The organism is Pollutimonas nitritireducens, from assembly GCF_002849615.1.
In the GTDB taxonomy this organism is placed as follows: domain Bacteria; phylum Pseudomonadota; class Gammaproteobacteria; order Burkholderiales; family Burkholderiaceae_B; genus Pollutimonas; species Pollutimonas nitritireducens.
In genome coordinates this window covers 24,433-38,357 of the sequence record NZ_PDNV01000016.1, presented here as the reverse complement: position 1 = coordinate 38,357, position 13,925 = coordinate 24,433, and the positions used below count along the sequence as shown (strand labels likewise).

Annotated in this window: 12 protein-coding genes; 3 read left to right on the top strand and 9 right to left on the bottom strand. The window is 55.3% G+C overall.

Annotation, left to right across the window (positions count from 1 at the left end; all coding sequences use genetic code 11):
- Window positions 1-33 precede the first annotated feature (33 nt).
- The 4 genes from CR155_RS19775 to CR155_RS19760 all read right to left on the bottom strand — a co-directional run bounded on the left by CR155_RS19775 (window position 34) and on the right by CR155_RS19760 (window position 3,573).
- The gene (locus tag CR155_RS19775) at window positions 34-1,428 is read right to left on the bottom strand and encodes an MmgE/PrpD family protein (protein ID WP_102071768.1); all 1,395 of its coding nucleotides are present in this window, start codon (window positions 1,426-1,428) and stop codon (window positions 34-36) included.
- 42 nt (window positions 1,429-1,470) lie between these two features.
- Complete coding sequence (locus CR155_RS19770; RefSeq protein ID WP_102071767.1) at window positions 1,471-2,442, bottom strand: tripartite tricarboxylate transporter substrate binding protein; 972 nt, start codon at window positions 2,440-2,442, stop codon at window positions 1,471-1,473.
- An 86-nt stretch (window positions 2,443-2,528) separates the two neighbouring features.
- Window positions 2,529-3,293 carry a short-chain dehydrogenase/reductase gene (locus CR155_RS19765; RefSeq protein ID WP_102071766.1) on the bottom strand — a complete coding sequence of 255 codons (765 nt, stop codon included), beginning with the start codon at window positions 3,291-3,293 and terminating at the stop codon, window positions 2,529-2,531.
- A complete protein-coding gene (locus tag CR155_RS19760) occupies window positions 3,286-3,573 on the bottom strand; it encodes an NAD(P)-binding domain-containing protein (RefSeq protein ID WP_143705220.1) in 288 nt (95 codons plus the stop codon). The genes CR155_RS19765 and CR155_RS19760 overlap by 8 nt, the downstream gene beginning before the upstream one ends.
- 475 nt (window positions 3,574-4,048) lie before the next feature.
- Here CR155_RS19760 and CR155_RS19755 point away from each other — a divergent pair, with 475 nt between their 5' ends.
- On the top strand, window positions 4,049-4,381 hold the full coding sequence (locus tag CR155_RS19755) for an NAD(P)-dependent oxidoreductase (RefSeq protein WP_102071764.1): 333 nt from the start codon (window positions 4,049-4,051) through the stop codon (window positions 4,379-4,381).
- A gap of 1,152 nt (window positions 4,382-5,533) precedes the next feature.
- On the opposite strand, the gene CR155_RS19750 is transcribed toward CR155_RS19755, so the two are convergent.
- The 3 genes from CR155_RS19750 to CR155_RS19740 form a co-directional block, all read right to left on the bottom strand.
- Entirely contained in the window at window positions 5,534-6,292 is a 759-nt protein-coding gene (locus CR155_RS19750) for a GntR family transcriptional regulator (protein WP_102071763.1), read from the bottom strand.
- Between the two features lie 99 nt (window positions 6,293-6,391).
- Window positions 6,392-7,156: an enoyl-CoA hydratase-related protein gene (locus CR155_RS19745; protein WP_102071762.1), complete on the bottom strand. Its 765-nt coding sequence runs from the start codon at window positions 7,154-7,156 to the stop codon at window positions 6,392-6,394.
- 33 nt (window positions 7,157-7,189) lie between these two features.
- Window positions 7,190-8,419, bottom strand: a complete 1,230-nt coding sequence (locus CR155_RS19740; protein WP_102071782.1) for a CaiB/BaiF CoA transferase family protein — start codon at window positions 8,417-8,419, stop codon at window positions 7,190-7,192.
- Window positions 8,420-8,670: 251 nt separating this feature from the next.
- Here CR155_RS19740 and CR155_RS19735 point away from each other — a divergent pair, with 251 nt between their 5' ends.
- Window positions 8,671-9,705 (top strand): Bug family tripartite tricarboxylate transporter substrate binding protein, encoded by a 1,035-nt coding sequence (locus tag CR155_RS19735; RefSeq protein ID WP_102071761.1) that lies wholly within the window; start codon window positions 8,671-8,673, stop codon window positions 9,703-9,705.
- 33 nt (window positions 9,706-9,738) lie between these two features.
- On the top strand, window positions 9,739-10,194 hold the full coding sequence (locus CR155_RS19730) for a MaoC family dehydratase (protein WP_102071760.1): 456 nt from the start codon (window positions 9,739-9,741) through the stop codon (window positions 10,192-10,194).
- Window positions 10,195-10,243: 49 nt separating this feature from the next.
- Here CR155_RS19730 and CR155_RS19725 read toward each other — a convergent pair whose 3' ends face one another.
- Together CR155_RS19725 and CR155_RS19720 are read right to left on the bottom strand one after the other, a co-directional pair.
- Window positions 10,244-11,467 carry a CaiB/BaiF CoA transferase family protein gene (locus tag CR155_RS19725; RefSeq protein ID WP_102071759.1) on the bottom strand — a complete coding sequence of 408 codons (1,224 nt, stop codon included), beginning with the start codon at window positions 11,465-11,467 and terminating at the stop codon, window positions 10,244-10,246.
- Window positions 11,468-11,559: 92 nt separating this feature from the next.
- The gene (locus tag CR155_RS19720) at window positions 11,560-13,923 is read right to left on the bottom strand and encodes an acyl-CoA dehydrogenase family protein (protein WP_102071758.1); all 2,364 of its coding nucleotides are present in this window, start codon (window positions 13,921-13,923) and stop codon (window positions 11,560-11,562) included.
- Between the last annotated feature and the right edge of the window lie 2 nt (window positions 13,924-13,925).

Genomic DNA, 13,925 nt, shown 5'->3' with positions numbered 1-13,925 from the left:
TAACAGGAAAGAAGTGCCCTTAAACGAGCGGAATTACGCGTCGTGAATACTTCCTCGAATGCGATGGGTTAAGGCCATTAATGCGCCAGCATCGTTCGTTTCATCTAATGACCATACGGCAGCAATAAGAGGTTCGGGGTCGTAGCCGTCGGGGATATTCCGACATATCTCGCGCAATTTATCTTCAAGCTCTTTATCGGTCATAGGCTTGTCCACCGAGCCGCGGGCCACTTCAATGGTCGTTGTAATCGCCGGGGCATTTGGTCGCAGTATCCGCAGCCTTGCCGCTGCCAGTGGAACGCGGGGATCGTCGACGAACCTGACCTTCTTGCCGAGCGTGCGCACGGCGGGATCTGCAGCCGCGTCATCCGAAAACTGTGCGAGCCCCGCCTTTCTATAGAGAAGCGACACGGCGACTGCATGCTGAGCGCTAACCTGAGCCTCGCGCCCGGAGCGCGGTCCGGGACGGTCTGCTCGTTCTCGCAGTAATGGGTGCGCCGTGATTTCAATTTCTGTCACTGCGGCGAGCTCATCTGCCGTAACATTGGAGTTGCAAGATAGGTATAGGCATCCTTCGATGACCGGGTTCAGCACCACGCCACATGGGTACGGTTTATAGGTATTCCGGAGAATTTCCCATCGGTCTCCGAGGCCGGAGACGACGCTTGCCGTATCAGGTATCTCACCCATGACGGTCAAGAAACCTCGCTCGCCTTCCAACGGGAAGTCGGGTCCTGTGAAGCCTTGCTGGGCTAATAAGGCCGAGAGCAAGCCATTGCGGGCGGCCGCTCCCACACCTGCACTTTTGGCCATGGTTCCTATGGTTTCAACCAACCCCGAGGCTTGGCTTGACGCGTGGCCCAATGCCCAGCATAGGCCTGATGCATCAAGCCCAAGGGCCTTGCCTGCCGCCATGGCAGATCCGAAGATTCCGCAGGTGGATGTGATATGCCAGCCGCGCGCATAGTGGCTGGGAGAAATAGAGTTGCCGATCCGGCAAGCGACCTCGACGCCCAATATATAAGCCGTCAAAAGCTCGCGGCCCGGTATGGTTGCGCGTTCAGCCAGAGCAAAAACGACGGGCGCGATTGGAGCGGTCGGGTGAATAATCGTTGGTATGTGAGTGTCGTCAAAGTCGAAGACATTCGCGCTCATGGCGTTGAGGGCCGAAGCGTTCAGTATGTCAGTCCGTTCACTCCTGCCGATTACTCCGGCCTGTTGGTTCGCAGAGAACTCTCCGAAGACGCGAGCGGCGATCACGATGGCGGGATCCCTGCATCCCGCCATAGATACGGCGAAAAAGTTCAGTAATGCCCGCTTGGATTCATGCCTCACCGGCGCCGGGATTGCGTCCCAGCGAGTGGCGGCGACAAACTGCGTCAGCGCGGCACTGATTGCTTCGTTGACACACGTATCGCCAATACTCATTAACCTGCCTTCCCTTTCCTCGTGGCCATTAAATGCCAGGAACTACGGGGCTGGCTTTAGGCCAAGCATCTCAACTAGGCGTCCCCATTGCTCATCCTCGGAGGCGACAAATTTCGCGAACTGCTCGGGCGTGTCGGTACTGGATTCTGCGCCTATATCCAAGATGCGTTTCTGCATTTCAGGCGTGGCCATGATTTTCATTATTTCTGCATGCATACGGTTCACAAGCTTAGGCGGCGTCTTCGCTGGGAAAAAGAGCCCATACCACTCATAGGTTTCGAATCCTGGAAGGCCCGACTCAGCCAACGTCGGAATATCTGCAAGCGCAGCTGGACGTGTGGCGCCGGTCGTGGCAAGTGCCCGCAGCTTGCCATTTTTTACAAACGGTAAGGTGGCAGTGGGACTATTGATCAATACCTGGATATGGCCGGCAACCACATCCACTACAGCGGGGCCGCCACCTTTGTATGGAACACTAAGAATGTCCACGCCGGCCATTTTGTTGAAATACTCCATCGACAGGTGGCCGGAAGAAAGTCCTCCTGGCTGCCCATATGCCAGCGTGCCTGGCTTGGTCTTTGCTAGAGTAATCAGTTCCTGCACAGTGGTAGCGGGCACGTTGGGATTGACCGTCATGATGCCGGGCATCTTGGCAATCAACGCCAACGGGGTGAAATCCTTGCGAGAATCATATGGCAGGGACTTGATGGTATGCGGATTAATGGTGTGCGTACTGATTAGCATTCCCATGGTGTACCCGTCTGGAGCCGATTTGGCTAGGTGCTCGGTGCCAATTATGTTATTGGCGCCCGGCTTGTTCTCAACAATGACCGGTTGCCCGAAGGCTTGGCTCAGCGCTTGTGCGAGATAGCGTGACAAAGTGTCTGTCGTGCCCCCAGGCGCCAAGGGCACAATTATTCTTAGCGGCTTGTCGGGGTACGACTCGGCGGAATAGACCGCTTGAGGCGCGGCCAAGGAAAGCGCTGCGGCAATTAATGTTGAAATTATTTTCATGACATCTCCGTTATAGGTATATACAGCTGGTTTCAAGCAAAAATATCAAGCCACTGTCAGCGGGGTCGGCCTGCGGCATAGAGAAGTTATGTGCGGTAACGTGAGCCGGCATCAACAGACACGACTTCGCCGCTGATGTACTTTGCTGCATCCGAGATCAGGAACACCGCCACGTCCGCCACCTCATGAGGCTCACCCATGCGCCCATAAGGTAGATTCTTTAGTAAGGTGGAATACGCTGCGCGGTCTTGCTCGGATATTGGGTTGAGCAGCCCGGCCGTCCGACCTGTACGGATTAGGCCCGGGTTTATACCCACGACCCTGACCCCGTAATCTACGCTTTCCGCACCCAAAGCTTTGGTAAAGGCAATTAAGGCAGCATTTGCTGTAGTCGTGCCTATGGATTTTGGATTAAGTTTTTCCCCGGCAATCCCGATGATATTCAGAATGACGCCGGCTTTACGCTGACACATATGAGGATAGAGCGCCCGCGATAACATAATGGTTGACATGACCTTTCCGTTGAATGACGTGCGGAACATGTCCGGATCGATCTCCATAAGACTGCCGCGAGCTATTGCGCCGGCGCAATTAACCAAAATATCCGTTTCCGGGAAAGCTTCTCCGAGAGCGGTAGCGCGCTCTGGCAATGATAGGTCCTCGGATCGCAGTAAGACTTCCACAGCATGTTCTTTAGTGATGGCTCGTTGCGCCTCTTCCAGCGATGCCATGTCCCGACCTACTAGGCGTAACGCGCACCCATGGGAGGCCAGCGCTTGGGCAATGGCAAACCCTATGCCTTTGGACCCTCCGGTGATTAAAGCGACCTTTCCCCGCAAATTGCTATTCATTATTTCTCCGATATCTGATCACTTGCACGACCCCATTGACGCCAAGTACCGCTTCTTTTAACGCTTGCGCATCGGGCAAGCTAGTAAAGACAATGGAGGCAAAGTCCGCGACGTGCTGTGGGCTTTCAACGATAAGCGCGCCATATCCATCAAGGGCTGTAAACGCCGTCACTGCCTTATCGTGCACAATCATCTGGCGACCGTCTTCCAGCAGCCGCAAGATCATGGGTAACCCCATGACCCCGGCTCCAACAAATCCAATCGGTCGTTCGTTTGGCAAGAGACCCTCCTTATCCTGGAAAAATCGTTGTCTTCGAATCGCACTTAGACCGTATACCCATACCTACTGGCGGCAATTGATAATTTAAGCAAATTTCATGCCAGTCAAAATAAGCAATTGCCTTGCAGCGTCACAGTCGTCTCGTCATGGTTCAGCCGTTACGCTATGCCTTCGAAACTATTCCCACAAACACACAAGTGTCCTCTAGAAGAGCAATTGGGACGTTTGGTGACATGCTATGGGCAGAAAGCGTTTCGATCAGTTGTCATTGCTGAAAAGGCCGTTCAACAGAATCCCGGTTTGAATCGATTCGATTGGGCGGGGGGATCTGCATGGTAAAGCTGTGGGGATCGTAGGGGCTAGGGCAGATCGGAACCCAAATGGATCAGTGCAGCGAAGTCATTGCATTCGACCCCTATATTCGGATGCTCAAAGCGCGGAGCGCGGTGCCGGGAAAGTTGAGTTCGACTAGCTTATTAGGCAGGCTGCCACCGTATCCGTGCATTGCCCCCGCACTCAGCAAACGCTGAACATGTTTTCCGCACGTGAGCTCGCCACCATGAAGCCCGCTGCATATTTTTTGAGTACAGCGCGCGGGGGCATCCATGATGAACAGGCGCTGGCCGGAGCATTGCACGAGCGACAGATTTTGGGCGTGGGCGTATTCTTGGAAGAATCGCCTGTTCTAAACAACGTGCTTCTTAAAACCAACGCGGTAATCGCAACGCCGCACACGACGGGAGTTTCCAAGGAGGCCCTAAATACAATGGCCGCTACGCCGCCGAACAGTGGTGGACACATTCAATGATTTGGTGGCGCCGCGTTTGATTAATCCGGAGGTTTTGTCCGAACATCGTAAACGCTTTGCGGACATAATGGGATTTGAAGCTGGCGCAGTCCGGCTTTGAATAGTACGCCGTCGCGTAGGCGGTGCGGTTCTTAACATTGCCAAGGTTCAGATGGATTCGTTTAAAGCAATGAAGAACTCATAACACGCTGGCTCCGCCGCAGGTCACGCAATGTTATGGGGCTTGGGCAGGGTAACTTGTCGTGCCTGATCTTGCGCCGGGGTTGAACTGAATGTGCTTTCCCAAGCACTTGACCGTCGGCTCGTTGCGATGCCCACAGGTATTAGAGTCTTTGGTGACTAAAAACAATAGTGCGCCGACATCCTTCGCCGATAAAAGAAAATTTATCGTTCTAAATCACGGTCGGACAGACTTTTGTTCAAATTCAATGCAGTATTAGCATTAATTTGTCCGTTCGGACAGGTTTAATCGTATTTTCGGTCTTTTGGAAAATTCATAGTAATCAAAGAGTTGCAACGACAGTTTCGGACCGACTTTATTTCCAGCCTTCAGTTTTGGAGACTAGAAATAAAGTCGGTCGACGCTTTCCCCGGGAGCGACTTTTCGAAAAGCTGAAGGAAAGTCTGTCGACGGCCGGATTTCGAGTGCTGCCCTTTAAAAAACTGAACTAAAGACCGTCGATCCCAGCTTTGACTCACATACTTCAAGTCTTGCGTCGAGCTCGGCCACCGGCTTGCGCCGGCTCTGCGAGGTCAGGTTACCCGACAAAGAATGCACCCAATACATGGCATCGGCGGCTTCAGAAAAGCGACGATCTCGCCAAAGGCTTCAGACTCGCGACAAGCTTCTGTCCAACCGGTTAGTAGCGTCGGAACTATGTTACGTCTGGTAAGACAGTGAAAGTGGCAAGTCGTTAGAATCACGCCTCTCACAACGTTTGGGCGTCACAATGAAACGACTGGTTTTACTTGTTTTGGTAATGAGCGTCTTATCGGGATGCGTGGTCTACCCCAACAGCCATCCACATGACAACAGAAATGGCGGTTTCTGTCCGCCCGGACAGGCGAAGAAGGGGAACTGTTAAGGGGTACGTGCGCTCGGCCTGTAGTCAACAGGAAAATCTAGCTCATTGACAGCGTAGCTGGCTCTGATCACTTCAATTTGATATCCAGCCGTACCACATCTCCGCGGTAGATGCCGTCGCCGATGAACACGATAGTGCCGTTGCGGTCGACTGCAGAACGATGCACATGCGCTACCGGGGCGTTTAGCGGCAGTTGGAGTTGTTCTGCTATCTCGGGGTCAGCCGAACCCAGAGTGAGCGTCTGATGCGCTGCCACGATTTCCAGGCCCGGGAGTTCACGCAAGATTCGCATGGACGTCTTAGTTTCGAATGCCTTGGCAGGAATGCGCTTGCAGATTGTCTCGTCGATATAGACTTCGCCGAGGTAATAGGGCTTGCCATTACGCCAGTGGCGCCGGCGCCAATATTGATAACTTTTGGCCATCTCGCCCAGGCTAGGGTCGGCGGTGGCGGGAGTACGTCGATCACGGGCTGCCAGCACTTCGATGCTCACGCCTTCCGGGGCGATCAGCTGCCCGTCCCAGTTTGAAGCGACTTCGCACCAAAACTGCTCCTGCGGCTTGCCAATAACGAAAGTGCCCTTAGCGCGGTAGCGCGCAATAAGGTTCTCTTTTTCCAGCAGCGTCAAGGCCTGACGCACGGTGGCACGGGCCACGCTGCATTCTTCAGCTAGATTATCGACGGTTGGTATCTGCTCGCCGACCGGCCATTGACCGGACTCGACGCGGCGCCTGAATAGGCTAGCCAGCTGCACATAACGCGCAGCCGCACTGCGGCTGAAGTCGATGCCCCTGGAGGGATTTTTTTGTTTGCTAGTCGTAACCATGATGCTGTTATCCGGAAAATGCGGCGCGCTGGTTGAAGCTTTCCGTTAAACCGGGAGGCCTGCAGGTCAAAACCCAGGAGTGTACCAATTGGTCGTGCGTTACCGCCCCTTGAAGACCGGTGCGCGTTTTTCCACTACAGCGCGCGTCGCCTCACGTGCGTCTTCGGTCAGCATAAGCTTCGTGCTGTAATACTGCTCGACCTCGTAGCCTTCGTCGACCGGCACATCCTCGATACGATTAAGTGCCTCTTTCATGGTCACCAGACCAATGCGGCTCTTCGCGGCAATGACTTGTGCCAGGTCCATAGCCGTCGGCATCAACAGGCGCGGCGGGACTACGCGCTCCACGAAGCCCACTCGATGTGCCTCCCAGGCGCTCATCTGCTCTCCGGTGAAAGCCATGAGCCGTAGCATGCCTTGGGACACCAAGCGCCCCGTATGAGCGCCACCCCCACAACGGCCGACATTGATTTCGGGCATGGAGAATGTGGCCTTTTCGGACGCGATCCGGATGTCGCTGGTGCTGGCCAGTACGCTGCCGGCGCCCAGGGCCGGCCCATTCACGGCGGCGATGACAGGAACCTTGCAGTGACGTATGGATTTAAAAGTTGCCCGAACCACTTCGGCGCGCTCAGGATCTTCTTCAGGCGTGGCTGCCAAGAACTCACGCAACTCCAGACCGGCGCAAAACGCCTTACTGCCCTTGGCCGTAAAGATCACAACGTTGATGTCTTTCATGTCGTTGATGGAGTCGAACATGTGGCCGATGGCGGCATAGCGTGCCAGCGTCAAGGCGTTCACGGGCGGAGCGTCCAGCGTTACCACTGCTATCTTGTCGAATGTCTCGAGATAAAGTTCAGTCATTCTGGGTCCTTAATTGCTTCAGTTTAGCCGTCTTCATACAATGCCTGCGTCCATTAATGCTTGGATGCGCTCGGGGCTGTAGCCCAGTTCCTGCAATACCTGCACCGACTGCTGGCCCAGCAAGGGCGGCGGGATGTCATAACTGAGTGGGTTGTTAGTGAACTTGATAGGGCAGGCGACCTGGGGTAGGTCGACTCCTGTCGGGTGGGGTAATGTCAATAACATCTGCCGATGCAGTACCTGCGGCTCACGAAACACTTCAGGGATACTGTTGATGGGGCCGCACGGCACGCCCGCCGCGCCCAGCTTTGCCACCAGATCACTACGTGTCCGTCGCGCGAACTCGCCCTGCAGGATGTCAGTCAGTTCGCCTACATTTCTGGCGCGCTGAGCGTTCACGGCAAAGCGTGCGTCTTGAGCGAGTTCCGGTCTTTCCAATACATCGCACAGCTTCACGAACTGGCCGTCGTTCCCTACCGCCAGAATCACATCGCCGTCGACGCAGGAATAGACGTCCTGTGGCTGGATATTGGGATGAGCATTGCCGCCACGTTTGGGGGTGTTACCCGAAATCAGATGATTCATGGCCTGGTTGGACAATACCGCCGTCTGCACATCCAGCATGCCGATATCGATATACTCGCCTTCGCCGGTCTGGTCGCGGCGCGCTACGGCGGCCAGAACGCCCACCGCGGTATACATGCCAGTCATCAGGTCCACAATTGGAATGCCAACTTTTTGCGGACCGCCGCCGGGTTTGTCATCCCGTTCGCCCGTGATGCTCATCAGCCCGCCCATGGCCTGAATCAAAAAATCATACGCGGCCTCGCCCTTGCGGGGCCCCGTTTGGCCAAAGCCGGTAACAGAGCAATAGATGATGCGAGGGTTGATTTGCTTCAGGCTTTCATAGTCCAACCCATACTTGGCGAGGGCGCCGGTCTTAAAGTTCTCAAGCACGATGTCGCACTGCAAGGCCAGATCCTTGATGATTTGCTGACCCTCTGCGGTGTCCAGCGCCACGGTTACAGACTGCTTGCCACGATTGACGGCCAAGTAGTAACCCGCTTCTGCCGTATTATTGCCATCCGCGTCTTTCAGGAAGGGAGGGCCCCATGCACGCGTATCGTCGCCGACCTTGGGTCGTTCGACCTTGATCACGGTTGCACCCATGTCCGCCAGCAGTTGCGAGGCCCATGGCGCCGCCATGATGCGACTAAGATCCAGGATGCGCAGGTGCGATAGTGGACCGCTCTTCTTGCTCATTTCATTCTCCAAATAGCGGTGGATGGCCATCATCATGGAGGCCGAAGGCTCGTCCGTAGGCACAACCATATAGACCAGAAGTGTAGCCCATATAGGTCAATAATACGAGTTATTGACATTAAAGTCGGTTTCACCTAGGATGAGCGAATGGCCTCACTTTATTCGGCCTTGCTCGTTTGCGCCGTGTCTCACAGTGACGCCGCGGCTACATTCCAGCTGCATTCCATCCACTTCCATTCCAGAGAGTCGTTATGAGACAGCCCGATAGCCACATATTGAATCGACCAGACGCCCGTTTGCAGCGACGCCATTTCTTGGGCGGCACTGCTGCTTTGATCGCCGCTGTTTCGATTTTTGGTCACGGTCCAGCCATGGCGCAGGAATATCCCGGCAAACCCATCCGGGTAATCGTGCCGTTCCCGCCTGGTGGCTCGACGGATACGGCCTCGCGCATCATGTCAGAGAGCCTTAGCGGCATCATGAAGCAAACCTTCGTGGTAGAGAATAAATCCGGCGCCGCCGGCACGATTGGAACGGCTTCCGTTACTCGCGCAAAGGCCGACGGTTACACACTGGGGATCGGGCCAGTAGGCTCCACCATCATTGCAAAGCTGATCGGCATGCAAGTTCCTTACGATCCGGTCAACGACCTCATTCCAATCGGCAACATCGGCTCGCTGCCGCTCGTGGTTGCGGTCAAAGCCGACTTGCCGGTCAATAGCCTGGCCGATCTCGTGGAACTGGCCAAATCCAAGCCAGGCAAATTGTCCTACGGAACTTCGGGCGCCGGTACACCGGGACACCTGGCCTTTGAATACTTCAAGGATCTGGCCAGCATCGATATTGTGCATGTAGCTTACCGAGGCGACTCGCCGCTTACGACCGATATGCTGGGCGGTCAACTCGAAGTGGGCATTCTTACCGGTCCGGCGGCCGCTGCACAGGTTGCAAGCGGCAAGATGAAATACTTGGCCGTAACCAGTGGCCAGCGCTACCCCCAACTTCCCGATGTGCCAACCGTTATCGAATCCGGCTACAAAGATTTCAACATCGAGATCTGGAACCTGCTTATTGCTCCGTCCGCTACAGATCCCAAAATCTTGCAGAAGCTGAATGAAGCCATGAACACCTTTCTGCAACAGGACAAGGCCAAGACGACGCTTAAAGCTCAGGGGTATCTGCCACCCGTACTGATGTCGCTGGAGGAAGTCAAAAAGTTCGTTGCCGCAGACCGTAAAAAATGGGAAACCATAGTCAATACGACCGGCGTGCGTATCGGCGACTAAACGTCGCTACCGTAGCTCATACTAAGGAACATCATGCTGGAAGTGGAAACACCCCAGGACCTGGCCCAGCATGCCGGTCAGGTCCTGGGAAGCAGTAGTTGGTTCACCGTGACCCAACGACATATTAAAAACTTCACGCAACTGACCGGCGACAATCACTGGGTGCATATTGATGTCGAGCGTGCAAAGACGGAAATGCCCGATGGCAAGACGATCGCTCATGGGTTCTTCATCTTGTCGCTGATCCCGCTGCTTGCCAAAGATATCTTCAAGATCCGCAAGCGAGGAAAAGGCCTGAACTATGGCATCAACCATTTACGATTCACCGCGCCGGTTTCGATGGGTTCGCGGGTGCGCTTACATCAGAAATTGCTGAAGGCGGAACCATCCAAAGGCGGCACGCTCTTCACGTTCGAAGATACGTTCGAGATCGAGGGCAAAGAGCGGCCCGCCCTGGTCACTGATATGCTGCTGCTGATTTACGATTGAACGATCACGCGGTCTCCCCGGAGATGCCGGGGAGACCGCAACACGTACGCTAGGTGATGCCGCGGGCTTTCAGGTCGGCTATTGCGGCTGGGTCGAGTCCAAGAAGCTCACCCAGGACCTCATCCGTATGCTGGCTTAACGTAGGCGGCGGGCGGTTGTAACTAACCGGCGTCGCCGACATCTTCAGCGGATTGGCGATTTGTGGGATTTGGCCGACGGTCGAATGCTCTATGTGAATCAGCATATTGCGATGTTGGAGTTGTGGATCCTCAAATACCTGACTGAAATCATTGATCGGGCCGCAAGGCACGTTCATAGCATCCAGTCGTTCTTGCCAATACTTGACGGTATTAGTTTTGATGACGCCCTCGAGCATGGGGATAAGCACTTTTTGATTTTGCGCGCGCAACCGATTGATCGTAAAGCGCGGATCATCGGCCAGTTCGGGCAAACCCAGCAGCTCGACGAACTGCCTGAATTGTGAGTCGTTTCCTACGGCGATCATCAAGTGCCCGTCCGTACACTCGAACGCCTGATACGGGCAGGTAATGGGGGAGGCAGTCCCCATGCGTTGCGGAACAATGCCAGAAATCAAATAGTTCATGGCAATATGGCCAATGGACGCAAGCTGCGCATCAAACAGCGCAATATCGATGTACTGGCCCTCACCGGATATAGCGTCGCGGTGATTGAGTGCGGCGAGGATACCGATAATGGCGTAAAAGCCGGCCGTCAGGTCTGACACAGCGTAGCCCACTTTCTGTGGTCCGCCGCCGGGTTGATCGGGGGGATTGCCCGTCATGCTCATCAAGCCGCTCATGGACTGGAAGATGGGGTCGTAGCCTGGACGGTGGCTATAAGGGCCAGACTGACCAAACCCAGTGATAGAACAGTAAATCAGGCGTGGGTTGAGTTGCTTCAGCGACTCATAGTCCAGCCCGTAGCGCACCAAGTCGCCCGCCTTGAAGTTTTCGATCAGAACATCGCTTTGTTTGACGAGCTCCTTGATAAGGTTCTGGCCCTCTGGGGTGGACATATTGATGGACACTGACCGCTTGCCACGGTTCATCGCCAAAAACGATGAGGTCTCGGCCGTTTCGTTCCCCTGTTCGTCCTTGGCCCGGTAACCCTGCTGGCGTACATCGTCGCCGCGGCCCGGCCGTTCGACCTTGATGACATCCGCGCCCAGGTCGGCCAGCATCTGGCCAGTCCATGGCCCGGAAAATACGCGGCTCAAGTCTAGAACTCTAATATGTGAAAGGCTTTGCGCCATTGCTGCTCCTGAGAAGTGTCATATCGTGGCAACGATCCCGACGGCGATATTGGTCGTGCCGCCACGGATCACCGCCGTATCGTGTTGCCGCGTTAAGTAGGCAAATTCAACACCATTTTGGCGAGGATATTGCGTTGGATTTCATTGGTTCCACTGAAAATCTTGGCTGCTGCGGCGTTATACAGCGGCATCTGCACGTCTTCGACCGTGATTGCATCCGTGTGCGCATTCGGGCCGGCGTAAGTGTTAAAACCAGCACTCGCCGCATGCTCTTGTGCTGCTTCGAGTAGAAGCAAGGAGGCGCGCTCATGCGTCTCGGTAGCCCATATCTTTAATAACGACACATTGGCCGGCAAGGGCTCGTTGCGACGTACGATTTCCGAGAACGCCGCATATGCCGCCGACAAGTCCGCAACATCACAGTGCAACTGAGCATAGTCCGCAGCAAATGCCTCGTCCTCGAACAGGCCTGTCTGAGCGGCAATCTTTTCGATGATCCCCATGGTGTTCTGCGAGTGTTTGGGGCTACCCGAGAACAGGCGCTCAAAGCCCAACAGTGCCTTGGAAATGGTCCAGCCCTGATTGACTTCGCCAACCAGGTTTTCGCGTGGCACCTTGACGTTATCAAAGAAGATTTCGCAGTATTCCTCGTCGCCCGCAATCGTCTTGATCGGACGCACTACGATGCCGGGCGTCGCGAGATCCACCAGTAAAAAGCTAATACCGGCCTGCTTTTTGACCGTTTTATCAGTACGCACCAGCATGAACATGTGGGTAGCGTCCTGGGCCAGCGTGGACCACGTCTTTTGGCCATTGACGATGAAGTATTCGCCCTCGAGAACCGCTGCACAACTTAGCGAAGCCAGATCCGATCCCGCGTTGGGTTCTGAATAACCTTGCGCCCATACGTGCTCGCCGGACAGAATCGGCGGCAAGTATTTGGCCTTTTGCTCTGGTGTTCCAAAGCGAAACAGAATTGGCCCCAGCATGACGAGACCCTGGTCGGGCGGACGCCCTACACCATAGCGTTCCTGCTCTTCGATGTAAGCAATCATTTTGTCGGGAGACAGCGCCATGCCGCCGTAATCCTTTGGCCAAGCGGGCGCAATCCACTTCTGATCGGACAGTGTTTTGTACCAGTCTTTGATCTGATGCCAATGCAGGCGGGACGCCTTATGGCGCAGATGCTCCGGATAATGCACCTTGAAGAAGGAGCGCAGCATCTGCCGAAACACGTCTTCCGGCATCTCATCCCAGTCTGCTGTCTTGGGAAACTGTTGAGTGCCGGCAGGGTTGTGCGTGCTGTCTGCCGGCAACTCCTGATCATCGCGCCGGCCTTGTCTGGCCTGATCAATCAGGGAAAAGTACCGCTTTTTATGCGATCGTGCGTTGCCCAGTTCGCTAGCCAAGCCCATTGCCCGCTTCAAGCCCAAGCCAATGTCGGACTCATCTGAGTAACCCATGCCGCCATGCATCTGTACTGCGAGGCGGGTCACCAGTCCTGCTGCGTGTTCGGCTCTGAGCTTGAGCCGGCTGGCCTGCATGGGCAATGCTGTTTGGTCCTGCTCTACCAGCCCAAGGGCTTGCCAGATGGCGTAGTCCAGAAGCTGAATCTGAATATACGCGTCTACCATTCGGTGCTGAAGGCTCTGGAAACTGCCTATCGGCTTGCCGAACTGCACCCGCACATTCATGTATTCCAGTGTACTGTCGAACGATTGCCGCGCCACACCAAGCAATTGGGCGGCCTGTGCAATGCGCGCCCGATCCAGAGATGTGCGAATTGCGCGCAAGACGTCGTCTGCGGTGCCCAGAATATTCTGCGCGGGAATGCGACAGCCTTGTAGCGATAGTGCACCCATATTGGAGGCGTCCACCCGCTCGTAGCGCTGAGCTTGCACTCCTGCTTGCGATGCGGGCACCCACAGCAGTACCGGCTGCTCACCCACGCCAACCAAGACCAGCCAGCCATCGGCCCCGACAGCGGGCGAGGCTGCGACAAACTCGGCATCCAGTGCAAGCACGTCGCCCTGGCGCACGGCGTCGTGCTTGCACTCGGGTTCGATCTGGCCGAGTCGGTGCTGCCAAGCAGTTCCCACAACAAGGGAGCCGCTCGCGATGCCTTCGAGCAATTCGTTGCGCAGATCGCTTCCGGGCAACTCCGTCAACAAGGAAGCTGCCTGCACAGCCACTGGTATGATCGGGTCCCCAATATACGCGCGCCCGAACTCCTCGGCGATTGCCGTCATCTCGGTCATTCCAAGGCCCAAACCTCCTTGCTCTTCGGGTATGAGAATAGCCGGCCAACCTGCTTCAGCGATTTTCCCCCAAAATTCACGGTCCAGCGATTGTTGCGTGGACACCATGCGGCGCATGCGCTCGCCCTGATTTTCGCGCGTCAGAAAGTCGCGTGCGCTGTCTTTAAATGCTTGGGTTTCTGCTTCATCAAACGACATTA